This is a genomic window from Pimelobacter simplex, from assembly GCF_900114845.1.
In the GTDB taxonomy this organism is placed as follows: domain Bacteria; phylum Actinomycetota; class Actinomycetes; order Propionibacteriales; family Nocardioidaceae; genus Nocardioides; species Nocardioides simplex.
In genome coordinates this window covers 469,039-495,175 of sequence record NZ_FOUK01000004.1, presented here as the reverse complement: position 1 = coordinate 495,175, position 26,137 = coordinate 469,039, and the positions used below count along the sequence as shown (strand labels likewise).

26 protein-coding genes are annotated in these 26,137 nt (G+C 72.3%); 4 read left to right on the top strand and 22 right to left on the bottom strand.

Translation table 11 applies throughout. From position 1 onward, the window contains the following. Positions 1-52 precede the first annotated feature (52 nt). Positions 53-1,219 carry a phospholipase D-like domain-containing protein gene (locus tag BM223_RS19185; RefSeq protein ID WP_158510149.1) on the bottom strand — a complete coding sequence of 389 codons (1,167 nt, stop codon included), beginning with the start codon at positions 1,217-1,219 and terminating at the stop codon, positions 53-55. A 185-nt stretch (positions 1,220-1,404) separates the two neighbouring features. Between BM223_RS19185 and BM223_RS19180 the strand changes: the two genes are divergently transcribed. After that, the gene (locus tag BM223_RS19180) at positions 1,405-2,166 is read left to right on the top strand and encodes a tyrosine-protein phosphatase (RefSeq protein WP_052138099.1); all 762 of its coding nucleotides are present in this window, start codon (positions 1,405-1,407) and stop codon (positions 2,164-2,166) included. A gap of 150 nt (positions 2,167-2,316) precedes the next feature. On the opposite strand, the gene BM223_RS19175 is transcribed toward BM223_RS19180, so the two are convergent. From BM223_RS19175 to BM223_RS19160, 4 genes are read right to left on the bottom strand one after another with little or no spacing between them, the layout of a single operon-like run. After that, the gene (locus BM223_RS19175; RefSeq protein ID WP_038676009.1) at positions 2,317-2,925 is read right to left on the bottom strand and encodes an MBL fold metallo-hydrolase; all 609 of its coding nucleotides are present in this window, start codon (positions 2,923-2,925) and stop codon (positions 2,317-2,319) included. Continuing rightward, entirely contained in the window at positions 2,922-4,037 is a 1,116-nt protein-coding gene (locus BM223_RS19170) for an S-(hydroxymethyl)mycothiol dehydrogenase (protein WP_038676007.1), read from the bottom strand. The genes BM223_RS19175 and BM223_RS19170 overlap by 4 nt, the downstream gene beginning before the upstream one ends. Positions 4,038-4,055: 18 nt before the next feature. After that, positions 4,056-5,000: a PDR/VanB family oxidoreductase gene (locus tag BM223_RS19165; RefSeq protein ID WP_038676005.1), complete on the bottom strand. Its 945-nt coding sequence runs from the start codon at positions 4,998-5,000 to the stop codon at positions 4,056-4,058. Next, a complete protein-coding gene (locus tag BM223_RS19160; protein WP_038676003.1) occupies positions 4,997-6,640 on the bottom strand; it encodes an HAL/PAL/TAL family ammonia-lyase in 1,644 nt (547 codons plus the stop codon). Before BM223_RS19160 ends, BM223_RS19165 begins: the two co-directional genes overlap by 4 nt. A gap of 101 nt (positions 6,641-6,741) precedes the next feature. Between BM223_RS19160 and BM223_RS19155 the strand changes: the two genes are divergently transcribed. The 3 genes from BM223_RS19155 (at position 6,742) to BM223_RS19145 (ending at position 10,659) form a co-directional block, all read left to right on the top strand. Next, positions 6,742-7,920 carry a cytochrome P450 gene (locus BM223_RS19155; RefSeq protein WP_038676001.1) on the top strand — a complete coding sequence of 393 codons (1,179 nt, stop codon included), beginning with the start codon at positions 6,742-6,744 and terminating at the stop codon, positions 7,918-7,920. Continuing rightward, a complete protein-coding gene (locus BM223_RS19150) occupies positions 7,917-9,293 on the top strand; it encodes an FAD-binding oxidoreductase (RefSeq protein ID WP_052138098.1) in 1,377 nt (458 codons plus the stop codon). Before BM223_RS19155 ends, BM223_RS19150 begins: the two co-directional genes overlap by 4 nt. A 322-nt stretch (positions 9,294-9,615) precedes the next feature. Continuing rightward, positions 9,616-10,659, top strand: coding sequence for an AraC family transcriptional regulator (locus BM223_RS19145; protein WP_038675999.1), 1,044 nt, complete (start codon positions 9,616-9,618; stop codon positions 10,657-10,659). Here BM223_RS19145 and BM223_RS19140 read toward each other — a convergent pair. From BM223_RS19140 to BM223_RS19060, 17 genes are all read right to left on the bottom strand, one after another. Beyond that, on the bottom strand, positions 10,624-11,700 hold the full coding sequence (locus BM223_RS19140; protein WP_200887049.1) for an aminotransferase class I/II-fold pyridoxal phosphate-dependent enzyme: 1,077 nt from the start codon (positions 11,698-11,700) through the stop codon (positions 10,624-10,626). The two genes, BM223_RS19145 and BM223_RS19140, sit on opposite strands and share 36 nt — an antisense overlap. Then, on the bottom strand, positions 11,697-12,479 hold the full coding sequence (locus BM223_RS19135) for an amino acid ABC transporter ATP-binding protein (protein ID WP_269465044.1): 783 nt from the start codon (positions 12,477-12,479) through the stop codon (positions 11,697-11,699). The genes BM223_RS19140 and BM223_RS19135 overlap by 4 nt, the downstream gene beginning before the upstream one ends. After that, the gene (locus BM223_RS19130) at positions 12,476-13,387 is read right to left on the bottom strand and encodes an amino acid ABC transporter permease (protein ID WP_235319096.1); all 912 of its coding nucleotides are present in this window, start codon (positions 13,385-13,387) and stop codon (positions 12,476-12,478) included. The genes BM223_RS19135 and BM223_RS19130 overlap by 4 nt, the downstream gene beginning before the upstream one ends. Then, on the bottom strand, positions 13,384-14,274 hold the full coding sequence (locus tag BM223_RS19125; protein ID WP_038675997.1) for an ABC transporter substrate-binding protein: 891 nt from the start codon (positions 14,272-14,274) through the stop codon (positions 13,384-13,386). The genes BM223_RS19130 and BM223_RS19125 overlap by 4 nt, the downstream gene beginning before the upstream one ends. Positions 14,275-14,393: 119 nt before the next feature. Beyond that, a complete protein-coding gene (locus BM223_RS19120) occupies positions 14,394-15,125 on the bottom strand; it encodes an IclR family transcriptional regulator (RefSeq protein ID WP_038675995.1) in 732 nt (243 codons plus the stop codon). A 12-nt stretch (positions 15,126-15,137) separates the two neighbouring features. After that, positions 15,138-16,259 (bottom strand): YihY/virulence factor BrkB family protein, encoded by a 1,122-nt coding sequence (locus tag BM223_RS19115; RefSeq protein WP_052138097.1) that lies wholly within the window; start codon positions 16,257-16,259, stop codon positions 15,138-15,140. Positions 16,260-16,304: 45 nt separating this feature from the next. Continuing rightward, complete coding sequence (locus BM223_RS19110; RefSeq protein ID WP_038675993.1) at positions 16,305-17,225, bottom strand: AEC family transporter; 921 nt, start codon at positions 17,223-17,225, stop codon at positions 16,305-16,307. A gap of 43 nt (positions 17,226-17,268) precedes the next feature. Next, on the bottom strand, positions 17,269-18,267 hold the full coding sequence (locus BM223_RS19105) for an NAD-dependent epimerase/dehydratase family protein (protein WP_038675991.1): 999 nt from the start codon (positions 18,265-18,267) through the stop codon (positions 17,269-17,271). Continuing rightward, on the bottom strand, positions 18,264-18,746 hold the full coding sequence (locus tag BM223_RS29860) for a hypothetical protein (protein WP_052138096.1): 483 nt from the start codon (positions 18,744-18,746) through the stop codon (positions 18,264-18,266). Before BM223_RS29860 ends, BM223_RS19105 begins: the two co-directional genes overlap by 4 nt. A gap of 59 nt (positions 18,747-18,805) precedes the next feature. Beyond that, the gene (locus BM223_RS19095; protein ID WP_038675990.1) at positions 18,806-19,180 is read right to left on the bottom strand and encodes a PLD nuclease N-terminal domain-containing protein; all 375 of its coding nucleotides are present in this window, start codon (positions 19,178-19,180) and stop codon (positions 18,806-18,808) included. A gap of 132 nt (positions 19,181-19,312) precedes the next feature. Then, positions 19,313-20,176 (bottom strand): fumarylacetoacetate hydrolase family protein, encoded by an 864-nt coding sequence (locus BM223_RS19090; RefSeq protein WP_038675988.1) that lies wholly within the window; start codon positions 20,174-20,176, stop codon positions 19,313-19,315. A 39-nt stretch (positions 20,177-20,215) separates the two neighbouring features. Beyond that, entirely contained in the window at positions 20,216-20,965 is a 750-nt protein-coding gene (locus BM223_RS19085; protein WP_075018676.1) for an IclR family transcriptional regulator, read from the bottom strand. Continuing rightward, a complete protein-coding gene (locus BM223_RS19080; RefSeq protein WP_038675985.1) occupies positions 20,962-21,744 on the bottom strand; it encodes a hypothetical protein in 783 nt (260 codons plus the stop codon). The genes BM223_RS19085 and BM223_RS19080 overlap by 4 nt, the downstream gene beginning before the upstream one ends. Before the next feature lie 28 nt (positions 21,745-21,772). Further along, positions 21,773-22,705: a zinc-dependent alcohol dehydrogenase gene (locus BM223_RS19075; RefSeq protein WP_038675983.1), complete on the bottom strand. Its 933-nt coding sequence runs from the start codon at positions 22,703-22,705 to the stop codon at positions 21,773-21,775. Continuing rightward, complete coding sequence (locus BM223_RS19070) at positions 22,702-23,631, bottom strand: NAD(P)-dependent oxidoreductase (RefSeq protein WP_038675981.1); 930 nt, start codon at positions 23,629-23,631, stop codon at positions 22,702-22,704. Before BM223_RS19070 ends, BM223_RS19075 begins: the two co-directional genes overlap by 4 nt. Positions 23,632-23,667: 36 nt before the next feature. Beyond that, entirely contained in the window at positions 23,668-24,453 is a 786-nt protein-coding gene (locus BM223_RS19065; RefSeq protein WP_038675980.1) for an SDR family NAD(P)-dependent oxidoreductase, read from the bottom strand. Positions 24,454-24,489: 36 nt separating this feature from the next. Continuing rightward, positions 24,490-26,076 (bottom strand): ABC transporter substrate-binding protein, encoded by a 1,587-nt coding sequence (locus tag BM223_RS19060; RefSeq protein ID WP_082003487.1) that lies wholly within the window; start codon positions 26,074-26,076, stop codon positions 24,490-24,492. Positions 26,077-26,137 lie beyond the last annotated feature (61 nt).

Below are 26,137 nucleotides of genomic sequence, written 5' to 3'. Positions count from 1 at the left end.
GCGTTCCGGCGACCAGCCGTAGCCGGCCGCCGGAACCATTCTCAGGCTCGGGTCAGGACTGGAAGCTCATCACGTAGGTGCGGTAGGCGGCGGTCACGGTCGGCTCCTGGGTGCGCACCATGACGTCGTCGGCGTACCGGAGTGCGTACTGGCCAAGGTTGTGCGATCCGGTGAACACCACCTCGCTGAGCGCGCTCGACGCGCTGGTCCGCGCCCGGATGTAGACGACCTTGCTGTGGACCTCGCCGTTGACGTTGATGTTCGAGCCCGTGAGGTTGTTCCCGGGGGCGTTGAGGATCGCGCTCTTGATCGTCTCGGACGTCACCGTGATCCGAATGAAGCAACCGCGCGTCTTGGCCTTCTGAATCGCCGTCCTCATGGTCGGCCGAAGGTCGTCGTCGCTGGACAGGATCCGGATCTGCTCGCCATCGCCCGCGCAGTGCTTTCCGTCGATGATGCTGGCCATCGGGTCACCAGCGGCACGTGGGAAGAAGTACGCCTTGTTGCCGCCGAACGACCCGTCGCGCCCTAGGTCGCCGTCGGTGGTCCAGCCGAGCCACTTCTTCTGCACCAAGCGATCCCAGAACCCGTAGTAGGCGTCGTAGAGCGCGACGTCGCCGAACACCGCCAGGCTGTTCTGAGCCCGGCCGTACTGACCCGAGGTGATGTTCGACGAGAACGTGATCACCTCGGTGCGGCCGGTCGGGTACTTGATCAGCACGAACTTCGCGTGCATCAGACCGGGGCTCGTCTCGCTCCGCTGGAGGCATGCCTCGTTCTGCTGGGCGGCCGTGCACCAGAAGACGTTGCCGGCGCCGACCGCACCCTGGATCTTCGCCCCGGCGCCGTCCTTTGCCGGGTCGTTGACCCCAGACTTGTTGCCAAGAAGGACCTTCACCGGCTTGCCGTCGATGACTGCCTGCCGCAGCGCGTCGAACAGTGGATCGTTCGTGAGATTGTGCCACTGGTACATAGCCACGTGGATGGTGGAGCCGGCCGGGGCGACCGCGATGCGCTCCGCAGCCTTCTGGAACAGAAGCGTGTTGCTGTCGGCGCCGTCCGTCCAGCACATCTGGTAGTTCGCGTTCGTGACGGCGCACTGCCCGGCGGCCTGGGCCTGCGGCGCAGTGGCGGCGAGAGCGACGGTCGAACCGACCGCGACAGTGGCGCCGAGAAGGCCGAGCCACCAGGATCGGATCCGGGAGCGCTTGCCAGCCATGCTCGGACCCACGGGGGACATGTTGTGCATGTGGTGTTCCTCTCTTCATTGGGGGGTGCCGTGAGCGTATGCCATCCCTCCGACACAACGAGACACTCCGCCTGTCTCACCGCTTGCCGGAGCGCAGCCACAAGCGACCAGGACCGGCCGGCACCTCCCCTGGCGCCGCCGCCTAGGGTTTGCTCGTGAGCACGGACGAGGAGTACCTGCGCCTGGCGTCGGCCGACAACTTCCGCGACGTCGCCGGCAGCGGCTACGCCACCACCGACGGCGCGCGGCTGCGCACCGGCGTCTTCTACCGCTCCAACGACCTGCGCCTGACCGACGACGACCACGGCCGGCTCGGCGCGATCGGGCTGCGCGCCGTGATCGACCTGCGCTCCCCCACCGAGGTCGACCTGCACCCGGACCCCGCCGTCCCGGGCGCCGAGCCGCTCCACTTCGACGCCATCGGCATCCCCATGGAGCGGATGTCCGGCCTGGAGCGCCGCGAGGACGCCGTCGCCCTGATGGACGACGTCTACCGGACCTTCGTCACCGAGGACCGCTCGCGCACCGCCTTCGGCGGCGTCCTGCGCCAGCTCGCCACCGGCGGCCCCCAGCTCTTCCACTGCTCGGCCGGCAAGGACCGCACCGGCTGGGTCTCCGCCCTCCTGCTCCACATCGCCGGCGTCGACGACCCGACGATCGAGAGCGACTACCTGCTCACCAACGCCCGCAGCGCCGCGAGCCGGGCCCGGGTGGAGGCGGAGATCGCCACCCACCTCGGCCCCGACGCGGTCGCCGTCTACGAGCCCACCCTGGTCGTCGCCACCGAGTACCTCGACGCCGCCTGGACGGCCGTGGACCGGCACTTCGGCGGGCGGACGTCGTACCTGCGGGACGGGCTGGGGCTCGACGACGACGTGCTGGGTGAGCTGCGGGGGATGCTGCGGGTCAGCTCGTAGCGAGCGGGCCGGCGGCCGGCGGCCGTCGCTGGCTGGCGGAGGTGCTGTAACACGCTGTCCGCCGCACTACCCGGCGCCTGTCGTCGCCGGACACGCCGAATTCACGGCGTGTCGCGACGACAACCGGCGTCCAGCACGGTGGACAGCGTGTTACCCGAGCAGGACCTGCTCGGCCGCGATGGTCGTGTCGTCCCCGTGCCCGGTGTGGACGACGGTCTCGCCCGGGAGCGAGAACAGCTTGGTCCGGATCGACGACTCGAGCGTGCCGCGGTCGCTGTGCGAGCGGCCGGTCGCGCCGGGGCCACCCTGGAACAGGGTGTCGCCGGTGAACACGCAGCCCAGGTCGGGGGCGTAGAGGCACACCGCGCCCGGCGCGTGGCCGGGCGTGTGGATCACCTGGAGGGTGGTGCCGGCGACCTCGAGGGTCTGGCCGTCGGCCAGGTCGACGTCCCAGAGGTGGTCGGTGTGCGTGAGCTCCCAGAGGACCTTGTCGTCGGGGTGCAGCAGGATCGGCGCGACCACCTTCTCGCGCAGCGCCGGCGCCACGCGGACGTGGTCGTCGTGGGCGTGGGTGCAGATGATCGCCTTGACCTTGCGGTCCCCGACCACCTTCACGATGTCCGAGACGCTGTGCGGGGCGTCGATCACGACGCACTCGACGTCGTCGCCCACCACCCACACGTTGTTGTCGACGTCGAAGGTCTCGCCGTCGAGGCTGAACGTGCCCGAGGTGACCGCGTGGTCGACCCGCGCTGTCACAGGACCACGACCGAGCGCAGGACGTCGCCGTGGTGCATCCGCTCGAAGGCGGCCTCGATGTCGTCGATACCGATCTCCTCGGTCACGAACGCATCCAGGTCCAGCCGGCCCTGCCGGTACAGGTCGACCAGCATCGGGAAGTCCCGGCTGGGCAGGCAGTCGCCGTACCACGACGACTTCAGCGCACCCCCACGACCGAACACGTCGATCAACGGCAGGTCGGGGACCTTCATGTCCGGCGTCGGGACGCCGACCAGGACCACCGTGCCGGCCAGGTCACGGGCGTAGAACGCCTGCTTCCACGTCTCCGGACGGCCCACGGCCTCGACCACGACATCGGCACCCTCAGCACCCTCGTAGGTCTCCGCACAGATCCGCTTGATCTCCTCGACCGGGTCGACCTTCGAGGAGTCGACCGTGTGGGTCGCGCCCATCGACTTCGCCTTCTCGAGCTTCTTCGCGTCGATGTCGACCGCGATGATCGGGGACGCACCCGCCAGCGCCGCACCCGCGATCGCAGCCACACCCACACCGCCGCAGCCGATCACCGCGATCGACTTCCCGCGCGTGATCGCACCCGTGTTGATCGCCGCACCGATACCCGCCATCACGCCGCAGCCCAGCAGGCCGACGGCGGCCGGACGAGCCGACGGGTCGACCTTCGTGCACTGACCCGCCGCGACCAGGGTCTTCTCCGCGAACGCCCCGATGCCCAGCGCCGGCGACAGCTCGGTCCCGGCGTCCGGCCCATCAGCCAGCGTCATCTTCTGCTTGGCGTTGTGAGTGGCGAAGCAGTACTGCGCCTCACCCCGCTTGCACGCACGACACTCCCCGCACACCGCCCGCCAGTTCAGCACCACGAAGTCACCCACGGCCACCGACGTCACGTCGGGACCGACGGCCTCCACGATCCCGGAGGCCTCATGGCCCAGCAGGAACGGGAAGTCGTCGTTGATCCCACCCTCGCGGTAGTGGAGGTCGGTGTGGCACACCCCGCACGACAAGACCTTCACCACCGCCTCGCCCGGACCGGCGTCCGGCACGTTGATCGTCACGACCTCGACCGGGGCGCCCTTCGTACGAGCGACGACGGCCTTCACCTGCTGACTCATCTGTGGTTGCTCCCTCTCTCAGAGATCCAGAACGATCCGCGCGCCACGGCATCGCGACACGCACGGCATGACCATCTCACCACTCGCCCGTTCGTCGTCACCGAGGACGTGGTCGCGGTGGTCCGGCTCGCCCTCCAGGACGACGGTCTCGCAGGTCCCGCACACGCCCTCCTGGCACGAGCTGAGCACCCGGATGCCAGCCTCGGTGAGCGCCTCGAGCATGGTCTGGTCGGCGGCGACCGGGATCTCGGTGCCGTCGGCGATCTCGACGACGAACGCGTGGTCGCCCTCGCGCACCGCGTCGCCCGAGCCGGTGAACCGCTCCAGGACGAGCCGGGTGCCGGGGCGGGCCGCGGCGTAGTCCTCCAGCGCGGCGAGCAGCGGCGCGGGGCCGCAGGCGTACACGTCGGACTCCGCCCCGCCGAGCCGGTCGAGCGTGGCAGCGAGGTCGAGCGGGCCGCCGTCGGTGTCGACGTGGCGGACCACGCGGTCGCCGTACGCCGTGAGCTCGTCGACGTAGGCCGCCGCGGCCTCGCTGCGGGCCAGGTGCAGCAGCCGCCAGTCGGCGCCGGCCTTCTCGGCGGCCGCGGCCATCGGGAGGATCGGCGTGACGCCGATGCCACCGGACACGAGCAGCACCGGCCGCGCCCCCAGCACGAGCTCGAAGTTGTTGCGCGGTGCCGAGGTGACCAGCTCGTCCCCGACCGCGAGGGTGTGGTGCACGTGGCGGGAGCCGCCGCGGCCGGCCGACTCCTCCAGCACGGCGATCCGCCAGGTGTCCGCACCGGGGGCCGAGCACAGCGAGTAGGAGCGGACCAGGTCGGGCGCGAGGACGAGGTCGACGTGGGCACCTGGCGTCCAGCCCGGCAGCGGCGTCCCGTTGGCCGGGGCGAGGACCAGCTCGCGGACCCGCTCCGCGACCTGGCGGGCAGCCGCGACCCGGACCCGGACGTCGCTGCTCACGACAGCTCCGCCACGGTCGCGACCACGGCGCCGGAGTGCACGAGCTCGACCGCGCGGCGCAGCCACGGGTAGAGCACGCGGTCCTGGGTGAGGTGCGCGACCGGCTGCCCCTGCTTGTCGGACGACGCTCGCACGAGCGCCCGCACCGCGCGGCTGGACGGCGCCAGGCCGGCCTCGGTGACCTCGTCCTGGAGGATCCGCAGGTCGAGCGCCTGCGCGGCCATGAGCAGCTCGATCGCGACGACGGCCTCGATGTTGGCGACGACCTGGCGGGCGTGCCGGCCGGCGTTGTTGGCCATCGAGACGTGGTCCTCCTGGTTGGCGCAGGTGGGGATCGAGTCGACGGAGTCGGGGTGCGCGAGCGTCTTGCAGTCGGAGACCAGTGCCGCGGCGAGGTACTGCGGCAGCATGTAGCCGCAGTCCATGCCGACCTGCTCGCTGTTGACGAGCATGTCCGGCAGGCCGCGGTTGAGCGTGCCGTCGTCCATCCGGAAGAGCCGGCGCTCGGTGATGTTGCCGATCTCGGTGACCGCGATGCTGAGGAAGTCCGCGGCGAACGCCATGTACTCGGCGTGGAAGTTGCCGCCCGAGACCGCCTTGAGGGGGCGCGGCAGCGCGGGGAAGATCAGCGGGTTGTCGGTCGCCGCGTTCATCTCGTTCTCGACGAGGCCGGACACGAAGCGGAGCGTGTCGATGATCGGGCCGAGCACCTGGGGGACGCAGCGCAGCGAGTACGCGTCCTGCGGCGGCTGCCGGACCGGGTCGTGGTCGCGGTCGCCGTCGGTGAGCGTGGCGCCCTCCAGCAGGCCGCGGATCCGGGCGGCGACCTCGATCTGGCCGGCCTGGCCGCGCGCCTCGTGCAGCTCGGCGATGAACGCGTCGCCGAACCCCTTGAGCGCCTCGATCGACATCGCGGCGGTGATGATGTTCGTGTCGAGCAGGGTCTGCGCGTCGTGCAGCGCGAGCGCCACCTGGGCGCACGAGAACGACGTCCCGTTGAGGAGCGCCAGGCCCTCCTTGGCGGCGAGCGCGATCCGGTCGAGGCCCGCGGCGGCCATCGCCTCCGCACCCGGGACGACGTGCCCGTCGACGAGCACCTCGCCGGAGTTGCGCACGTCCTCCTCGGCGCTCTCGCGGCCCGCGACGCCCTTGGTCATCACCAGGGCGAGGTGGGCGAGGGGGATCAGGTCGCCGGAGGCACCGAGCGAGCCGTACTCCGGGATCGCCGGGTGCACGCCCGCGTTGAGCATGTCGACGACGAGCCGGGCCACCTCGGGACGGACGCCGGAGTGCCCGGACAGCAGGCTGACCGTGCGGATGAGCATGGTCGCGCGGACCAGCTCGGTGTCGACGTACCGGCCGATGCCGGAGGCGTTGCTCAGCACGAGGCGGCGCGACAGCTCGGCGGCGTCGGCCGGGTCGGCGAACGCCTGGCGCCCCGCGAGGGAGCCGAAGCCGGTGTTGATCGAGTAGATCGGGCGCTCCAGGCCGGCGCTCTCGACCCACTCCTGGCTCGCCCGCAGCCGGTCGGCCACGGCGTCGTCCAGCTCCACGCGCGCACCGTGGCGGGCGACGGCGACGAGGTCGGTGAGGGAGAGCCGGGCGCCGCCGAGGACGACGACCCGCGAGTTCTGCGTCATGGAGCCATCGTCGGGAAGCGCGCCGACCCCCGGCAATTCTCATTCTCATGGGACGGGAACCTCCGTTGTTCCGCCCTTCCGCGCGCTCCTAGCGTCCCGCCATGCACCTTGCCGACGACCCGTACGACGACGCGAACCTCACGGACCCGTACCCGCTCTTCCAGCGGATGCGCGAGGCCGGTCCCGCCGTCTGGCTCGACAAGTACGACGTCGCGGCGTTCACCCGGTTCGCCGAGGTGCGCGAGATCCTCGTCGACCACGAGACCTTCATCTCCGGCGCGGGCGTGGGCCCGCGCAACTACCACCACCAGCCGCCGTGGCGGAAGCCCGGCATCCTCGACTCCGACCCGCCGATGCACACGCCGCTGCGGGCCGCGATGGCCGACGTGATCAGCCCCCGCAACATGCGGCCGCTGCGCGCGGGCTTCCAGGAGTTCGCCACCCCGCTGGTCGACCAGCTGCTCGACCTGCGCGAGTTCGACGCGATCACCGACCTCGCCGAGCTGTTCCCCATCCGGGTGTTCGGCGACGCGGTCGGCATCCCCCGCGAGGGCCGCGCCGAGAACCTGCTCCCCCACGGCGCCATGAACTTCGCCCAGTTCGGCCCCGAGGACGCGCGCTACGAGTATTTCATGAGGGCCGGCGAGCACACCATCGAGTGGACGATGCAGAACTGCGCCCGCGAGAACCTGTCCCCCGACGGCCTCGGCGCCAAGATCTGGGCGCACGCGGACGCCGGCGCGATCGCGCCCGAGGAGGCCGCCGTCCTGGTCCGGGCGCTGCTCTCGGCGGGCCTCGACACCACCGTCATCGCCATCGGCAACACCCTCGGCTGCCTGGTCGCGAACCCGGACCAGTGGGACCTCGTGCACGCGACGCCGCGGCTGACGAGGTTCGCCATCGACGAGGCGCTGCGCTTCGAGTCGCCCTTCCAGTCGTTCTTCCGGACCACGGCGCGCGACGTCGAGATCGGCGGCCTCACGCTGCCCGAGGACAGCAAGCTCATCGTCTTCCCCGGCGCCGCCAACCGCGACGTCGACCGCTTCGGCCCGGACGCCGACCAGTACCGGATCGAGCGCGAGGCGGGCGGCCACCTCACGTTCGGGATGGGCATCCACCAGTGCGTCGGGCAGCCCGTCTCCCGCCTGGAGATGGAGGTCCTGTTCGGCGAGCTCGCCAAGCGGGTGCGCTCGATCGAGCCCGCCGGCGAGCCGGTGCCCTTCCTGCACAACACCCTGCGCGGCCTGTCGTCGCTGCCCGTGCGTATCGTCCCGGCGTGAGCACTTCACCCTTCGTCGCGGCGCTGGTCGACGAGCTCGGCGGACGCTGCCGGGTGGTCACCGACGGCGACCTCCTGACGTCGTACCGGCAGGACATGGCGACCGTCGTCCCGGGCGGGATGCCCGCCGCCGCGGTGCTGCCGCGGACCACCGCCGACGTCGCGACGGCGCTGCGGCTCGCGTCGTCGTACGGCGTGCCGGTGGTGCCACGCGGCGCCGGGACCAGCCTGGCCGGCGGCGCCAGCGCCGTCGACGGCTGCCTCGTGCTCTCCACCGAGGCGATGAACGCGATCCGCTCCCTCGACCCGCTCGACCGGGTCGCCGTGGTCGAGGCGGGCGTCGTCAACGCGCACCTCGACCGCGCCGCCGCCGAGCACGGCCTGATGTACGCGCCGGACCCGTCGAGCTTCGAGATCTCCACGATCGGCGGCAACGTCGCCACCAACGCCGGCGGCCTGCGCTGCGTGAAGTACGGCGTCACCCGCCAGTCGGTGCTCGGGCTCGAGGTCGTGCTCGCCGACGGGCGCGTCGTCGAGACCGGAGCGGCCACCACGAAGAACGTCGCCGGCTACGACCTGACCGGCCTCCTCGTCGGCTCCGAGGGGACGCTCGGCGTGATCACCGCCGCCACCGTCCGCCTGCACCGGCGCCCCGTCGTCCCGCCGGCGACCATCGTGGCGGCCTTCGGCTCCCTCGAGGCCGCCGGCGCCGCCGTCGCCCAGATCGTCGCCGCCGGGCCCGACGTCCTGCTGATGGAGCTGCTCGACGGCACCACCCTGCGCTCGATCGACACCTGGAAGCGGATGGGCCTCTCCGGCATCGAGGCCATGCTCGTCGTCCAGGTCGACGGGCGGCTGCCCGACGACGCCGCCCTCGTCGCCACCCTCTGCACCGCCGCCGGCGCCGTCGACGAGCCCGCCGTCTCGGACGACCCGGCCGAGGCCGACGAGCTCCTCGCCATCCGCCGCCTCGCCTACCCCGCCGCCGAACGCCTCGGCCAGTGCCTCGTCGAGGACGTCGGCGTCCCCGTCTCGCGCCTGCCCGAGATGATCCGCCGGGTCGAGGCCGCAGCCGCGAGGCACGGGGTGACGGTGCTGACCGTCGCCCACGCCGGCGACGGCAACCTGCACCCGACCTTCGTCTTCGACCACGGCGCCACCGGCATCCCCGACCCGGTCGCCGCGGCGGCGGACGAGGTGTTCGCCGCGGCCCTCGAGCTCGGCGGCACCATCACGGGCGAGCACGGCGTCGGCATCCTGAAGCGGGACTGGCTCGAGCGCCAGGTCGGCCCGGACGCCATGGCCCTCCAGCGCGCGGTCAAGGCCGCCTTCGACCCGCTGGGGCTGATGAACCCGGGCAAGGTGCTCGCCTAGGAGCCGAGCGGCCGAAGGTGGCGGCCGCGTAGCGGCGGCGCGGACGAAGTCCGTGCCGGCACCCCGCGCCGCCAAGCCGGCCGTCAGGGCCCCGCAGTCAAGGCCGGGCGAAGCCCGCCGCGCAGCGGCCGAGCGAAGCGAGGGCCTTGACGGCGGGAGACGGCCGGCTAAGCGCGGCCGCCACCGCAACCCAGCTCACCCGCCACCCACCACCCACCACCCACCACGAACAATCGACGTTTTGCGCACAACCGTGCCCACTACGCGCACACCCCGCCCCAGGCACGGTTAGGCAGGTGTGAGCGATCGGGAGCGAACACCAGTGCCACAGGACGAGGACGAGCACCAGCACCTCGAGGTCTCGGGCCTCGACGAGTGGTCGAGCCTGTGCCGCAGTGCGTGCGTCCCGCTGCAGGTGAGTGCCGACGAGGGCTTCCTGGGGTCGATCCGCTACCGGACGCTCGGGCCGCTGAGCATCAGCCAGCTGGGGGCGACGCCGTCCACGGTGCAGCGCACGCCGCGGCTGGTGTCCGCCGATCCGCGCGAGGCGGTGATGTTCTCGGTCCTGCTGCGGGGCAGCCGGCTGATCGCGCACCACGGGCGGGCCCAGGACGTCGTGGCGGGCGGGGCGTACGTGATGGAGTCCGACCAGCCCTACGGGATCCGGTTCCACGGGCGCACCGACGTCCTCAGCCTGCGGCTGCCGACCGAGCACACGGGGCTCGGGGCCCGCACGCTGCGGACGATCGCGGGGCAGTCGATGCCGCCGGGGATCGCGGAGAACCAGGTCCTCGGGCGCGAGCTCGCGAACACGCTGCTGGGCCGCGAGCCGCTGACCCCGGCGGCCGACCAGGACCTGCTGGTCGACCTGCTCCACGCGGTCACCCACCGCCTCCAGTACGGCGACCGCTCGCGGCCCTACCTCAGCGGCGTGGCGCTGTGGGCGAGCGCGCGGTGGTACATCGACCAGCACCACGACGAGCGCACGCTCGGCATCGACGACGTCGCGAGCCGGTTCATGGTGTCGCGGCGCCACCTGGAGCAGCAGTTCGCGCGGCAGGGCACGTCGCCGGCGGCGTACCTCCGCGCGGTGCGGTGCGCCCATGCCCGCCGGCTGCTGGTCGCCGACCGCTCGGCGACGATCGACCAGGTGGCGCGGCGGGCGGGGTTCGCCGACGTCAACACGTTCATCCGCACGTTCCGCCGCATCGAGGGCCGGACGCCGGCCGGCTGGCGCCGGCTGCAGCCGAGCGCGGTCGTGGTGCCGATCAGCTCCGGCACCGATCCACCGCTCCTGCTCGCCGACCTCCGGCACTGGGCCTCGCCGGCGTCAGCCGCGGCACCAGACGTCGAGCACCTCCCCTAGCACCGCCCGCAGGTGCGGGTCGCCGACGGTGATCCGGACGCCCTCCCCCGCGAACGGCCGCACCAGCAGCCCGTGCGCGCGGCACAGGTCCGCGAAGTCGACCGCCCGCTCGGCGAGCGGCAGCCACACGAAGTTGGCCGACGACGGCAGCGCGGGCAAGCCGCGGGCCGCCAGGAGCGCGCGCACCCGGGAGCGCTCCACCCGGGTGCCGGCGACCCGGTCGGCGAGGACGTCGGGGTGGGCGAGCGAGGCGAGCGCCGCGGCCACCGCGACCGACGAGACCGGGAACGGCGGCAGCACCGAGCGGACCGCGCCCGCGACCGCGGACGACGCGACGAGGTAGCCGGCGCGCAGGCCGGCCAGTCCGTGCGCCTTGGAGAAGGTCCGCAGCACGACCACGTTGCCGCGGTCGGCCAGCGCGGCGACGGCGGCGTCGTCGGGGCGGGGGCGCTCGTCGTACTCCGTGTAGGCCTCGTCGAGCACGACCAGGACGTCGGGCGGCAGGGCGTCGACGAACGACACCAGCGCGTCCCACGGCACCACGGTCCCGGTCGGGTTGTTGGGGTTGCAGACGAGCACGATCCGGGTCGCCGGGCCGACCGCGGCAGCCATCGCGGGCAGGTCGTGCGCGCCGTCGGCGGTCAGCGGCACGCCGACCGGGCGCCCTCCGGCGACCTGGACGCTGAGCGGGTAGGCCTCGTACGAGCGCCAGGCCATGACCACCTCGTCGCCCGGGCGGACGTAGGCCAGCAGGAGCCGGTCGAGCAGGGGCAGCGCACCGTCCGCGACGGCGACGGCGTCCGCGGCCACCCCGAGGGACGACGCGAGCGCGGCCGCCAGGTCGCCTCCGCCGATGAGCGGGTAGCGCGACGCGCCGCCCACCGCCGCCACGGCGGCGTCGAGGACCGGGCCGGCCAGCCCGCCGGGTGCCTCGTTGGAGGAGGCGCGGACCCGGACCGGGACCGGCCCGGGGGCCACCGACGAGTACGCCGCCAGGCCGCTCAGCTCGGGCCGGGGCACCGGTCCGGTCGACACCGTCACGCGAGCACCTTGGAGAGGAACGCCTGGGTCCGCGCCTCGCGGGGCCGCTCCAGCACCTCCGACGGCGGCCCGGACTCGACGACCACGCCGCCGTCCATGAAGTAGACGCGGTCGGCGACCTCGCGGGCGAAGCCGAGCTCGTGGGTCACCACGATCATCGTCATGCCGTCCTCGGCCAGCTGGCGCATCACCGCCAGCACGTCGCCGACCAGCTCGGGGTCGAGCGCGGAGGTGGGCTCGTCGAAGAGCATGAGGTCGGGCTGCATGGCCAGCGCCCGGGCGATCGCGACCCGCTGCTGCTGGCCGCCGGAGAGCTGCGAGGGGTAGTTGTCGACGCGGTCCGCCAGGCCGACCCGGCCGAGCAGGTCGCGGGCCCGCTGCTCCGCGACGGCCCGCTTCTCGCGACGCACGACCACCGGGCCCTCCATCACGTTCTCCAGCGCGGTCCGGTGGCCGAAGAGGTTGAACCCCTGGAACACCATCCCGATGCCGGAGCGGCGCTGCGCCACCTCGCGCTCGTTGAGCTCCTTGAGCTTGTCGCCGTGCGGCCGGTAGCCGACCCGCTGGCCACCCACCCACATCTCGCCGCGGTCGAACTTCTCGAGGTGGTTGATGCAGCGCAGGAACGTGCTCTTGCCCGAGCCCGACGGCCCCAGCAGGCAGACCACCTCGCCGCGCTCGACCGACATGTCGATGCCCTTGAGCACCTCGACGTGGCCGAACGACTTGTGCACGTCCCAGGCCTGGAACATCGGCTCGTCCGCTGTCGTCGTGGTCATGCGACCGCCTCCCCCTTGCGCGTCGCGCGGCTCCCGCGGCGGCTCACCCGGTGGTGGGAGAAGCCGCGGCCGAAGTGCCGCTCGATGAAGAACTGCCCGACGGAGAGCACCGCCGAGATCGCGAGGTACCAGAGCGCGGCCACGATGAGCAGCGGGATCGTCTGGTAGGTCCGCGAGTAGATGAGCGAGGCCGACGTCATCAGCTCGCTGTAGCCGATGACGAGCACGAGCGCGGTGTGCTTGAGCATGCCGATGGTCTCGTTGCCGGTGGGCGGGATGATCACCCGCATCGCCTGCGGCAGCACGACCCGCCGCATCACCTGCGAGCGCCGCATCCCGACCGCGCTCGCCGCCTCGGCCTGGCCCGGCGGCACCGAGAGGATGCCGCCGCGCACGATCTCGCTCATGTACGCCGCCTCGTTGAGCCCGAGGCCGAGCAGGGCCGCGGTGAGCGGGGAGATCAGGTCGTTGGCGCTCCACGAGAAGCTGCCCGCGCCGATGGTCGGGTAGAGGGCACCGAGGAAGTACCAGAAGAGCAGCTGGACCAGCAGCGGCGTACCGCGGAAGAACCAGGAGTACGCCCATGCCGCCGACGACAGGATCGGGTTGGGCGAGAGCCGCAGCACCGCGACGACGACGCCGAGCACGACACCGATCGTCATCGCGGCCACGGTGAGCATCAGCGTGCGGGCGACGCCCTGGAGGATCGGCTCCGCGAACAGGTAGTCGCCCACGACGTCCCACTGGAACCGCTCGTTGCCGATCACCTGGGTGATCGCCCCCGCCACGAGCACGAGGATCACGGCGGCCATCGCCCAGCGTCCCGGGTGCCGCGTCGGGACGACGACCCGCGCGTCCCGCGCGAACGCGGGACGAGCGGGCGAGTCGGTCACGGGGGTGGCGGTCACTGGGTGCCGCCGTTGACCGGGAAGGCATCGACGGCACCGCTCTCCAGGCCGTACTTCTCGAGCGCCTTGAGGTAGTCGCCGTCCTTCAGCAGCGCCTCGAGCGCCTGCTGGACGGCCTTCTGCAGCTCGGTGCTGCCCTTGGCGAAGACGATGCCGAACGGCTGCGACTCGTACGGCTTGCTCATCACCAGGCCCTCGGTCTGCGAGGCGGCGTACGCACCGGGCGCGCTGTCCATGAGGACGGCGTCGACGCGGTCGTTCTGCAGCGCGAGGATCACCTGGTTCTGGCCGGGGAAGACGATCGACTCGATCTTGTCGTCGCCGGCGGCCTCGCACTTCTTCGACTGCTCCTCGGCCTGGGCGACCTCGGTGGTGCCCTTGACGATGCCGACCGTGGTCCCGCACATGTCCTCGAGCGTCGCGTACTTCTCGGCGTCCGCCTCGTGCGCGAGGACGCCGGCTCCGGCGGCGAAGTAGTCGACGAAGTCGACCTCCTTCTGCCGCTCCTTGTTGTCGGTCATCGCCGACATCGCCATCTCGTAGCGGCCGGAGACGAGACCGGGGATGATCGCGTCGAAGGCGATGTTCTCGAACTCGATGTCGATGCCGAGCTGCTTCTCGAGGCCGTCGGCGATCTCCCGGTCGATGCCGAGCACGGTCTTGTTGTCGGTGTCGTAGAACTCGAACGGCGGGTACTCGACGTTGCTCGCGATGGTGATCGACTTCTTGTCCTGCAGGTCCTTCGGGAGCGCGCTGTGGAGCGGGGCGGCCTTGTCGAAGGACGGCTTGTCGTCGGCCTCGCTGCTGCCGCCGCAGGCGGAGAGCAGCGCCGGCAGGGCCAGGGCGAGGGCGGCGGCCGAGAGGGTGAGGTGGCGGGGTCGCGTCATGATGCGGTGCGCTCCTTGAGTGTCGTGGATCACAGGAGGATCCGGCCCCGAGGAGGTCGGCAACAATCGCCGTTCCCATGGCGTGGGAAACGGCGGTTTCGGCCCTGTTACTTCTCGGGCTACTTCTCCAGCGCGGCCGACATGTCGGTCGCCGCGGCGCGCAGCAGGCGGGTCGCGCGGCGTACCCAGTCGGGGTTGTCGCAGCGGTCCGAGGGCCCGGCGATGGTCAGCGACGCGGTCACCTCGCCGTTGCTGAAGACGGGGACGGCGACCGCGATCGCGCCCTCCTTGAACTCGCCCCGGGAGACGGCGAACTGGTCGCGCCGCACCTGGGCGAGGACGGCCGGCAGGTCGGCCGCCCGGACCGTCGCCGACGAGTACGCGACGAGGTTCGCGAGGGCCACCTCGACGATCGGGCGGGGCGCGTAGGCCAGGAGCAGCCGCTGGCCGGCGCCGGCGTACAGCGGGAGCAGCTCGTTGATCCGGAAGGCGTAGTGGTCGGGCGCCGACGAGACCGACTGGCGCAGGCAGATCGCGTGGGAGCCCGCCCGGACGGCGAGCACCGCGGTCTCACCGGTCTGGTAGGTCAGCGTGCGGAGGTACTCCCCCGAGATCTCCGCGAGCCGGGTGTGGGTGAGGTGCTCGCCGGAGATCTCCATCAGCCGCCAGCCGGGCACGTAGACGCCCTGGGACTCCTCGATCAGGCCGTAGTCGCGCAGCGAGCGGACGTACCGGTACGCCGTGCTCGTCGCCAGCCCCAGCTCGTCGGCGACCTCGGCGACGGTCACCTGGCCGTTGCGGGCGATCGCGATGAGGACGTCGAGGCCGCGGGTGAAGGAGTTCTGCGCCATGACCGGCCCGGCTCAGATCGCGGGCGGCGGCGGCAGCCGGAACGGCTGGGTGGGCTCGTCGGCCGCCTCCGGCCGCGGTGGCCGGCCGGGGATGTGCTGCTTGAGCACCTCCTCGGTGCGCGGGTCGAGGACGATCTCGTGGGAGTCGCCGTCGCGCCCGTCGAAGCGCACCGCGACGGTCTCGAAGCCCTTGTGGCGCTGCATCTGGGCGTACATCGCGTACGCGCGACGGTCGGCCTCGGTGAGGTCGACGGAGTCGGTGAAGGGGGTGAGCAGCGCGCGGGGCCACAGCTTGCGCGCGAGCACGACGTTGACCTCGATGCCGAGCACGCCCATGACCGCACCGATGTAGAGCAGGCCCATCAGGCCGAGGACCAGGCCGAAGGTCGCCATGCCGTTGCGGTCGGTGCTGGCCACGACGTTGGTGACGTAGGCCGTGCCGATCCACTGCAGGAACTGCCAGAGCACGGCGACCGTGAACCCGCCCGGCGCTGCGCGGATGCCGCGATCGCGGATCGCCCGGGCGGCCGCCATCCGGAGCAGGACGGTCATCGACGAGCCGAGGATCGCGACCGTCAGCAGGCGCACGAGCCAGTGGAACCACGTGTGCTGGGACAGCGCGCCGACCAGGTTGGTCTCGGTGAGCACGGCCGAGCCGACCGAGATGATGAAGATGAAGGTGCCCGCGACCAGCAGGAGGAAGAGGCTGTTGACCCGGGTCATCACCGGGTGCGGGCGGCTGTTGCGCGGCACCGCCCAGGCGGCCGACTGGACGTTCTGGAGAGCGAGCCCGAGGCCGAGCGCACCGTAGAGCGCGGTCAGGGAGCCGACGATGATGCCGCCGGTCGAGCCCTGGATGCCGTTGGGCCGGCCGAGCGCGTCGCCGATGATCGGGAACTGGCCGAGCGCGGAGTCGAGCACCTGCTCCTGGAGCCGCGGGTTGCCCTCGAGGATGAAGCCGAGGATCGACGTGGCGAGCAGCAGCAGCGGGAAGATCGAGAGGAAGGCGTAGAACGTCAGGATCGCCGCGAGGTAGTTGCCCTGGTCGTCGAAGAACTTGTAGATGACGGCAAGCGGGAAGCCGAAGACGGAATTCTTCCGCTGTCCGCGATCGATGTTGCCGACGACACCCACGGCCAGAACCTACGGCATCGGCCCTGCGGACCTCGGGAGGGTGCGCTAGGCGAGCAGCGCGGCGATCCCCACGGCGACCGGCGCGGACGCCAGCGTCGAGACGAAGATGGCGTCCCGCGCGAGCAGCACCGCCCGGTCGTACCGCATCGCCACGACGAACACGTTCTGCGCCGTCGGCAGCGCCGAGAGCAGCGTGACCGCGAACAGGTCGTGGCCCTCCAGGCCCACCCCGAACCGGCCCACGACGTACGCCGCCACGGGCTGGACGACCATCTTCAGCAACGTCACCGTGGCCAGCGCCCGCGGGGTCACCCCGCGCCCCGGCAGCGGCCCGAGCCGGAGCGCGACGCCGTACGCGATGAGCATGGCGGGCACCGCCATCCCACCCACCAGCTCGAGCGGCGCCTGCACGGGGTGCGGCAGCGCCGTGTCCGTCGTCGCCAGCAGCAGCCCGGCGAACGACGCGATCGTCAGGGGGTTGGTGACCGGCCGGGAGAGGATCTTGCCGATGCTCGGCCGCTGGGGGCTCGTGACGACGTCGAGCACCGTCAGCGCCAGCGGCTGGAGGACCAGCAGCTGCATGAGCAGCGCCGGCACGACCAGCGCGGCGTCCCCCAGGGCGTAGGCGGCGATCGGGAGGCCCAGGTTGCCCGCGTTGACGTACGCCGAGCAGAGGCTCGCCACGACCGCCGTCCCCGAGTCGAGACGGCGGACCCGCGCGATGACGACCATGAGCCCGGCACTGACGACCACGCCCGCCGCCGTCGCGACCAGCGGCCCGGACAGCACCCGCGAGGGGTCGGAGTCGGCCAGCACGGTCACCAGCAGCGCCGGGCTGGCGAGGTAGAACGACGCCAGCGAGAGGCTGCGCTGGCCGTGCGCGTCGACGATGCCGCGGTCGGCGAGCAGGGCCCCGAGGGCGATGACGACAGCTATCGTCGCGAAGCCTTCGAGGACACCTCCCACGGGGTGATCCCATCACCTGCGGTCGGGGCGGGCGGCCCCGGTCTCACGGATGCAGCGGCGGCAGCGTCGAGCCGGCTCGTGCCGCGGCGCCGCTGAGCATGGCCGCGACCGCCTCCGCCGCCGTGTGCCGCGGCTGCCAGTCGAGCTCGGCCCGCGCGCGGCCCGCGTCGAGGAGCGGGACCGCGAGGAGCGCCGAGAGCAGCGAGCCGGGCACCGGCGCGACGTGGGCGCGCCACGCGGCGTCGATCGCGCCGCGGACGAGCCCGGCCGGGACCTCCACGGTGGGGGCGCCGAGCAGGGCGCCGAGGTCGGCACGGCGCAGGACGCCGTCGGACGCGAGGTTGACGGCGCCGTGCACCGGGCGCTCGACGGCCGCGACGAGGGCCCGGGCGACGTCGCCGGCGTGCACGGCCTGCAGCCGCAGCCCGGCGGGCACCGGGAGCACCGGCACGAACCGGCGGTCGAGGAAGGCGGGGCGCAGCAGCGGACCGCCGAAGATGCGGCGCTGCTCACTGGCGGCCGAGCGCTGGAAGACGAACGCGGGCCGGACCCGGACCACGCGGGTGTCGCCGGTCGCCTCGAAGGCGTCGAGCGCCCGCTCGTTGTACGCCTTCTCCCGGCAGTACGTCGCCGGCGAGGCACCATCGGTCTCCCACTCCTCGGTCACCGGCCGGTCGTGGCCGACCGGGGAGTAGGCCGCCACCGACGAGGCGCAGACGGCGGCCGGGACGCCCTGGCGCCGGACGGCGGCGAGCACGCGCCGGGTGCCGACGGCGTTGGTGCGCCAGGTCTCGGCGGGGTGGTGCGTGGGCTGGAACCGCCACGCCAGGTGGACCACGGCGTCGGCTCCGGCGAGCAGCGGGTCGAGGTCGTCGCGGCCGACGTCGGCGGCCGCCCAGGTGACCGCCGCCGGCACGTCGTCGGGCGGGAGATCGGGGCGGCGCCGGGCGAGCGCCAGCACGTCGTGCCGGCCACCGGCCGCGAGCTCCCGGACCGTCGCGCTGCCGATGTTCCCCGAGGCCCCGGTGACGACCACCCTCACGTCAGCAGCCGCTTGCGCGCGATCCCCAGGTGCGCCTGCTCGAGCCGGTCGAGCTGGCTCTCGGCGAGCTGGACGAGGTCGTCGAGCAGGACGGGGTCGAGCCGGGGGTCGGCGTCGGCGACGGAGCGGAGGAGCTGCCAGCCAGCGTGCTTGCCGGACACGGCGATGCGGAGGGCCTCGACCTCGACGACGTCGGTCAGGGGCGAGCGGGTGAGGAGGTGGCCGTTGGGCTTGAGGCGGCCGAGCAGCTCGCCGGTGCGGGCGGTGAGGGCGCCGAGGCGGCTGGGGGTGACGCCGACGATGCTCATGATCGTGCGCAGCGTCTCGCGCTCGGCCGCGACCTCGCCGGCGATCTCGCCGACCGTGGCGGCGACCAGGGGGTCCGGGTGGGTGCGGGCGACGCGGTGGAACAGCGACACCCCACCGGTCGAGCCGACCCAGTGGTGCTGGAGGTAGCCGTGCAGCACGTCGTCATCCATCTTCCTGGCATACCCGGTCGGCCGCCGGGCAGACGGGTGCGGCGCCGCGCGCGGGCGGGTCAGGCGCCGGCGCCGTCCTCCTCCTCGGCGGCACGGCGCTGCTGCTCGCCCCGCTTGCGCTGCTCCTCGGCGCGCTCGCGGACCTTGCGGAGGAACTCCTCGTCCTTGGCCGGGTCCTCGGCGGCGAACCGGCCACGGCGCTCGTACTCCGGGAAGCCGGGGGCGGCGCCGTCCAGGCGCGTCATCGGGCGCTCCGGCTGGGGCCGCCCCGCGACGAACCAGGCGATCGAGCCGGCCAGCGGGAAGAACAGCACGATGAGGAGCCACCACGTCTTGGCGAGGTTGCGGACGCTGTCCTCGCGCGAGGTGATCACGTCGACGACGCAGAAGAGCCAGAGGACGAGGATCAGGACCGGGGGCAGCAGGCGCAGCATGGCGGCATTGTGCCCGGATCTGCCTCACTGCGGGGCAGAATCCAGGCACCCGGGCACCGTCGTACCGGACAATTTGGTCGTGATCGAGCCCGAATCACGACCAAATTGTCCGGTACGACGAGCGGGAGTTCGCTAGGACGTGGCGGTGGCCTGGCGGACCCGCTGGCGCTGGTGCCCGAGCCCCTCGATCTCGAGGTCCATCACGTCGCCCTCGGCGAGGTAGGGGAAGCGGCCCGACAGCGCGACGCCCTCGGGCGTCCCGGTGAGGACGAGGTCGCCCGGCGCGAGGTACACGTGCCGGCTCAGGTGCCGGATGATCTCGGCGACGGTGAAGACCATGTCGGCGGTCGAGGAGTCCTGGCGCGGCTCGTCGTTGACCCAGGAGCGCAGGCGCAGCGCCTGCGGGTCGATCTCGTCGGCGGGGCGCAGCACCGGGCCGACGGGGCAGAAGGTCTCGGCCGACTTGCCCTTGGACCACTGGCCGCCGGAGTGCTCGAGCTGGCTGGCCCGCTCGGAGAGGTCGTTGGCGGTGACGTAGCCGGCGACGTACGCCAGCGGGTCGGCGTCGTCGGAGAGGTGGCGCGGGGTGTCCTTGATGACGACGCCGAGCTCGACCTCCCAGTCGCTGCGGGTCGAGCCCACGGGGAGCAGGACGTCGTCGTCGGGGCCGACGACGGTGCCGGGGTGCTTGTAGAAGAGCACCGGGACGGCGGGCGGCTCGGCGCCCGACTCGGCCGCGTGGGCCGCGTAGTTCATGCCGATGCAGCTGACCGCCTGGGGCCGGGCGATCGCGGCACCGATCCGCACGTCGTCGGCCAGTGCGAGCGCGGGCAGCTCCCCGGCGGCGAGGGCCGCGCGGGCCCGGGCGATGCCGTCGGCGGCGAGGAAGGCGCCGTCGATGTCGGCGGTCAGGCCGCGCAGGTCGTACGTCGTCCCGGCGTCGTCGCGGACCGCCGGCTGCTCGGTGCCGGGCGCGCCGTACCTGAAGAACTCCATGGGGGAACTGCTCCTTGCTGGTGGGAGGGGAGGGAGGGGTCAGGCGATCCGCGCGGCGATGGCCGCGGCGGCGTCCTGGAGCGAGCGGATCGCCTGGGCGATGAGCTCGTCGGTCTTGCGGACATCGGGGATCGAGACGCTGATCGCCGGCTGGTGCTCGGCCGTGCGGGCCAGGGGGACGGCGACGCAGAAGACGCCGGGCGTGTACTCGGCGTGGTCCTCGGCGTAGCCCTGGGTGCGGATCTCGTGGAGCTCGGCGATCAGGGCGTCGGGGCCGGGCAGGGTCGTGCTGGTGTAGCGGGTGAACGGCTCGTCCCCCACGCGGCGCAGCACCTCGTCGTCGTCGAGCGTGCTGAGCAGGGCCTTCCCTATCCCGGTGGCGTACGCCGGCAGCCGGGCGCCGACGTGCGAGGCCAGGCGCAGCTGGTGGTCGGGGTCGACCTTGGCGACGTAGACGTTGTCGGCGCCGTCGAGCACGGCGAGCTGCACGGTCTCGTTGAGCTCGTCGCGCACCGCGGCCATGTAGGGGAGCGCGAGGTTCTCGATCGACGCGGCGCTGAGGTAGCTGCGCCCGGCCTGCCAGAGCCGGATGCCGATCCGGAACCTCTTCGTGGTCTGGTCGAGGTCGAGGAAGCCCCGCGACACCATGGTGTGCAGCAGGCCGTGGGCGCTGCTCTTGGGCAGCGCCATCTTCTGCTGCACCTCGGCGAGGGTGAGCCCGTCGGGGTGCTCGGTGAGCAGCTCGAAGATGAGCAGCACCCGGTCGGCGGACTTGACCGGCGTGCTCATCGCGGCACCGGCGCGACGACGCGGTCGGGGAAGCGGGTGAGCTGCCCGGCGTCGTACAGGGTGAGCGCGATGTCGGCGGTACGGCGGACCCGGTCGTGCGCGGCGAGCGCCTCGTAGATGTTCTCGCAGATGCCGATGGGGTGGTCCTCGCGCAGGTTCCGCTCGGTGAAGTAGGCGTCGGTCATGGTGACGACGCCGGCCGCCGTGTCGACCTCGACGGCCATCGAGGCCCGGTGGTGCGAACCGGTCCACCAGGTGCGCAGGCCGGGGACGATCTCGTCCTCGTCGTCGAGCAGCCGGACCCGGTCCCACGCGGGTCCGGTCAGGTGCGCGACGACGTCGGGCGTGAGCGAGGTGTCCCGGTCGTCGTGCGGGTGCCGGTGGCTGGTGTGGAAGTGCGTCCAGCCGCGGCGGGTGAGGCAGATCTGCGCGTTGTCGAAGGCCCGCACGTTGGACGTCGTGTACAGCTGGAGCGGCGTCAGCAGCACGTGCGTGATGCTGTCGAGCGGGACGCCGAGCGCGTCGAGCTGCGCGGGCAGCCACTGCCCGGGGTCACGGCGGAAGGCGGCACGCTCGCCGAGGAAGGAGGCCCAGCCCTCGTTCATGGCGGTCAGGTCCTCCGCGGGACCGGTGCCCACGAGCGCCCGGACGCCGTCGCCCTCGACGAGGAAGGCCTGGAAGGCCAGCTCGTACCACTGGTCCCAGTCGGACATCCAGTAGACCTCCGGCCCGGGCACCTCACCGGTGCCGAGCGGAAGGATCCGCACTCCGAACGTCATCGCTCCTCTTTCTCCCTGCCCTCGTCGATCACGGCATCAACACTGCTTTGGTCGTCTCGGTGACGCCCGACATGAGGCTCGTGAACACCGCGGCACCCTCACTGAGAGGGAAGGTAGTGGCCCAGTCCAGCCGAACCCGGGTCGCCAGGTCGAGTGCCGCGTCGAAATCGCGGGGCGAGTAGCAGTACGAGCCGACCACGCGCTTCTCGGCGCGGACGATCTCCTGGCCGTCGAAGCCGGCCGACGGGCTGAGCAGCCCGATCCAGACGGCGGTACCGCCGGGACGCAGGAAGTCGACCGACGCCTGGTGCGTCGCCTCGGCCCCGACGGCGTCGATGATCGCGTCGTAGCGGCCGTCGAGGCCGGTGCCGGTGTGCGCGGCACCGAGGCTCGCGGCCAGCTCGAGACGCCCCGGCGCGAGGTCGGTGACCGTGACGTCGGCCGTGTGCTGGAGCGCGACGAGCAGGCAGCTCAGGCCGATCGTGCCGGCGCCGAGGATCGCGACCCGGCTGTCGGGCCCCAGCCCCGCCAGCCGGACGGCGTGCACGGCGTTGGCGAGCGGCTCGACGAGTGCCGCCTGGGTGAAGGAGAGCTCGTCGGGCAGCTCGCGCACCGCCCGCTCGGGGACGACGACCCGCTCGGCGAAGGCGCCGGGGGCGTCGATGCCGATGATCGCCCGGGTCTCGCAGAGCTGCTCGTCGCCACGGGTGCAGGCCGCGCAGGTGCCGCAGCTGAGCAGCGGGTTGACGGTGACCCGCCGGCCGTCGGCCGTCGTCCCGGAGAACTCGTGGCCCATCACCAGCGGCGGCTTGCGGAACTCGGTGTGGGCGATGCCGTGCAGCTCGCTGCCGCAGATCCCGGAGGCGACCACCTGGATCTCGACCTCGCCGTCGCCCGCGACGGGCTCGGGGACGTCCTGGAGCTCGACCACGCCGGGACCGGTGAACACGAGGGCCTTCATCGCGCGGCGTCCTCGAGCAGGGCGGCGAGCTTGACCGCGGCGCGGATGCGCAGCTGGGGCAGGGACTCGGTCGACAGGTAGGCGATGTGCGGGTTGACGAGCACCCGCGGGTGCGCGGCGACCTGGGCCGCGACGCCGGCCGGCGGCTCGCTGGTGAGCACGTCGAGCGAGGCGAAGCCGAGCGTGCCGGCGTCGAGCGCGGCGAGCAGCGCCTCCTCGTCGACGAGCGCCCCGCGGGCGGTGTTGACGAGGTGGCCGCCCTCGCCGAGCGCGGCGAGCACGCCGGCGTCGACCGCGCCGGCGGTCTCGGCGGTCGACGGCATGTGCAGGGTCAGGTGGTGGACCGCGGCCGCGAGCCCGGCGAGTGTCTCGTGCCGGGTGACCGACGCCGGGACGTCGGTGGCGAACGGGTCCCACACGTGGACCGGGAAGCCCAGCGCGGAGACCCGGGCGGCGACGGCGCGGCCGATCCGCCCGAAGCCGGCGATGCCGACGGGGTCCTGGGCCGGCGGCAGCGGCGCGGCGATCCCGGAAGTGCCCCAACCGGCCTCGGCGACCCGGCGCGCGGCCGCGGTGAGCCGGCGGCTGTGGGCGTAGATCGAGGCGGCGGCGTGGTCGGCCACCTCGTCGATGCAGTAGTCGTCGACATTGCTGACCGCGACGTCGTGGCGGGCCGCGGCGTCGAGGTCGATGTTGTCGAGGCCGATGCCGTAGCGCACGACCGCGCGCAGGCCGGGCAGCGCGGCGAAGACCCGCTCGGTCATCGGCGCCCACTGCACGAGGAGTCCCTCGGCGTCCTGCGCGGCCGCGATCACCTCGTCCTCGGTGAGCACGCCGGCCAGCGTCACGTCGTACCCGTCGCCGAGCTCGGCGCGCTCGTGGGACCCGTCGCCCAGGTTGGTGTCGGTGATGACGATTCTTCGCATGGGAACTCTCTTGTTCGTGTCGGTAGACGCCGAGGCTCAGGCCGAGCCGGCGAAGCTGGAGGAGTCGCCGAGGCCCTCGGGGCCCATGGCGAGGTAGCCGCCGTCGACGGGCAGGTCGACACCGGTGATGAAGCTCGCGTCGGGCGAGCAGAGGAAGCCGATGGCGGCGGCGACCTCGGCCGCCTCGCCGAGCCGGCGGAGCAGGTGGAAGCGGCCCCAGACGGGCTCCCAGCGCTCACGCCCTCCGTCGGCGGCCGCGGCGGCGACCTCGGGGGTCCAGATCCAGCCGGGCGAGACCGAGTTGACCCGGATCCCGTCGGCGGCCAGGTCCATCGCCATGCAGCGGGTCAGGCCGACGATCGCGCTCTTGGTGGTGTTGTAGGTCCAGCGCTGCGGCTGGGCGACGTGCGCCGAGATGCTGGCGGTGTTGACGACGGCCGCACCCTCGGAGCGGGCCAGGTGCGGGTGCGCCGCCTGGACGACGTTGCTGATGCCCTGCACGTTGATCCGCAGCACGGAGTCCCACTCCTGCGGGGTGACGTCGACGCCGCGGGCCAGGAAGCTCGCGGCGCAGTTGACGACGACGTCGATGCCGCCGTGGGTGGCGGCCACCTCGTCGACGGCCGCGCCCACCCGGTCCCGGTCGGCGACGTCGACCAGGAGCGGGTGGATCCGTGCGGACCCGGAGGAAGGGGACTCGGCGATGTCGAGCGCAGCCACGGTGTAGCCGCGCTCGGCGAAGAGCTCGGCGGTGGCCCGGCCGATGCCCGAGGCGGCGCCGGTCACGAGGGCGACCTTCGGCCGCGGTGCTGCGTTCTCCATGGTGTTCCCTTCCTCCGGGTCGAGTTGCTCAGGTCGTTACTTCGACAGCCACACGTTGTTGATCGTGGGCACCGAGTAGCGCAGGCGGCTCGGGTCGTCGAGGTCGGCGCTGTGCACCTTCTTCGATGAGATGAACCCGATCGGCTGGCTCGTCGTCCACACCCACGGCAGCTCCTCGGTGAGGATGCCGTCGGCCTGGCCCCACAGCTCCTTGCGCTGCGCCGTGTCGTCGGTCAGCCGCGCGTCGTCGACGAGCTTGTCGAACTCCTGGTTCGCGAAGCCGGTGCTGTTGAGGTCGCCGGACGAGTAGAAGAACCGGTACGGCAGCAGGTCGGGGGTGAGGAAGCCGGCCATCGTCCAGCACGCGGCGTCGTACTTGCCCGCGATGAAGTTGGAGACCGCGGTGGTGCTCTCCTGCACGTCGACCTTGACGTCCATGCCGGCCTTGGCCAGCTGGCGCTCGATGACGTCGGTGGTGTTGACCGTGGGACGGCACATGTACGTGAACGAGACGTCCTTGCCAGTGTCGGCCTTGTACTCGTCGATCAGCTTCTTGGCCTCGTCGAGGTCGAAGCCGGGGACCTCGTGCTCGTCGTTGAAGGGGTCGGCCTTCGGGAACAGGTTGACGGCCGGCTCGGCCATGCCCTCCTTGGTCAGGTCGACGATCTCGTCGCGGTCGAGCGCCATCGAGACGGCCTTGCGGACCCGGATGTCGTCGAACGGAGCCTTCGTCGTGTTGAGGACGATCGAGTCCTGGTCGCTGCCGACGCCCTGGACGAAGTTGACCGAGGCGTCGTTCTTGGCCTGCAGCATGATCGTCGGGTTGATGGTCGGCGCGTAGTCGATGTCCCCGGCCTGCAGGGCCTGGAAGCGGGCCTGCTCGTCCTCGATCAGGCGGATCTGCACCTTGTCGAGGTAGGGCTCGTCAGTACCCCAGTACTCCGGGTTGCGGACCAGGACGGTGTCCTTGCCCGGGCCCCAGGACTCGAGCTTGTACGGGCCGACGCCGGCCGCGTGGCCGGTGTAGTCGTCGCCGAACTCCTTGAGGGCCGTCGGCGAGGCGATGTAGCCGGCGGTGCCGCTGCCGTCGTACGAGAAGGCGTAGGGGAGGCCTGCGTAGGCGTGCTTGAGGTGGAAGACGACGGTGGTCGCGTCGGGGGCGTCGACGGACTCGACCGACGAGAGCAGCGAGGCGGCGGTCGAGGCGGTCTTCGGGTCGAGGTGGCGGTCCATGTTGAACTTCACCGCGGCGGCGTCGAACGGCGTCCCGTCGCTGAACTTCAGGCCGGTGGGGAGCTTCATCGTCCACTCGGTGAAGTCGGCGTTGGGCTCCATCGACTGCGCGATGTTGGGCTGCGGCTCGTCGCCGAGCTTCTCGACCTTCATCAGCGTGTCGTAGATGGCGTAGCCGGTGAGCGCCATCGCGTTGGCCGAGCCCTTGGCGGGGTCGAGCGTGGTCACCTCCGAGCTCATGCCGACCTTGAGGGTGCCGCCGGACTGCGGGTCACCGGAGTCGGAGCTCGAGCCGCCGCCGGAGCAGGCGGCGAACAGCAGGACGCCCGCTACCGAGGCAGCCATCGCGGTCCGGAGGCGTCCGAGCCCGCCAGATCCGAATGTGGTCATCTCTTCTCCTTGTGATCGACGCACGTCGGCGTGCGTTGGGGTGCAGGTGCTGAGCGGAGGC

Coding starts and splice junctions, on each gene's coding strand:
- BM223_RS19060 (WP_082003487.1), bottom strand. CDS start 26,076: ATGACCACATTCGGATCTGGCGGGCTCGGACGCCTCCGGACCGCGATG.
- BM223_RS19135 (WP_269465044.1), bottom strand. CDS start 12,479: ATGACCACGACGACAGCGGACGAGCCGATGTTCCAGGCCTGGGACGTG.
- BM223_RS29860 (WP_052138096.1), bottom strand. CDS start 18,746: ATGGATGACGACGTGCTGCACGGCTACCTCCAGCACCACTGGGTCGGC.
- BM223_RS19065 (WP_038675980.1), bottom strand. CDS start 24,453: ATGGAGAACGCAGCACCGCGGCCGAAGGTCGCCCTCGTGACCGGCGCC.
- BM223_RS19170 (WP_038676007.1), bottom strand. CDS start 4,037: ATGAGTCAGCAGGTGAAGGCCGTCGTCGCTCGTACGAAGGGCGCCCCG.
- BM223_RS19120 (WP_038675995.1), bottom strand. CDS start 15,125: ATGGCGCAGAACTCCTTCACCCGCGGCCTCGACGTCCTCATCGCGATC.
- BM223_RS19160 (WP_038676003.1), bottom strand. CDS start 6,640: ATGACGCAGAACTCGCGGGTCGTCGTCCTCGGCGGCGCCCGGCTCTCC.
- BM223_RS19090 (WP_038675988.1), bottom strand. CDS start 20,176: ATGGAGTTCTTCAGGTACGGCGCGCCCGGCACCGAGCAGCCGGCGGTC.
- BM223_RS19095 (WP_038675990.1), bottom strand. CDS start 19,180: ATGCTGCGCCTGCTGCCCCCGGTCCTGATCCTCGTCCTCTGGCTCTTC.
- BM223_RS19070 (WP_038675981.1), bottom strand. CDS start 23,631: ATGCGAAGAATCGTCATCACCGACACCAACCTGGGCGACGGGTCCCAC.
- BM223_RS19075 (WP_038675983.1), bottom strand. CDS start 22,705: ATGAAGGCCCTCGTGTTCACCGGTCCCGGCGTGGTCGAGCTCCAGGAC.
- BM223_RS19155 (WP_038676001.1), top strand. CDS start 6,742: ATGCACCTTGCCGACGACCCGTACGACGACGCGAACCTCACGGACCCG.
- BM223_RS19080 (WP_038675985.1), bottom strand. CDS start 21,744: ATGACGTTCGGAGTGCGGATCCTTCCGCTCGGCACCGGTGAGGTGCCC.
- BM223_RS19125 (WP_038675997.1), bottom strand. CDS start 14,274: ATGACGCGACCCCGCCACCTCACCCTCTCGGCCGCCGCCCTCGCCCTG.
- BM223_RS19085 (WP_075018676.1), bottom strand. CDS start 20,965: ATGAGCACGCCGGTCAAGTCCGCCGACCGGGTGCTGCTCATCTTCGAG.
- BM223_RS19185 (WP_158510149.1), bottom strand. CDS start 1,219: ATGGCTGGCAAGCGCTCCCGGATCCGATCCTGGTGGCTCGGCCTTCTC.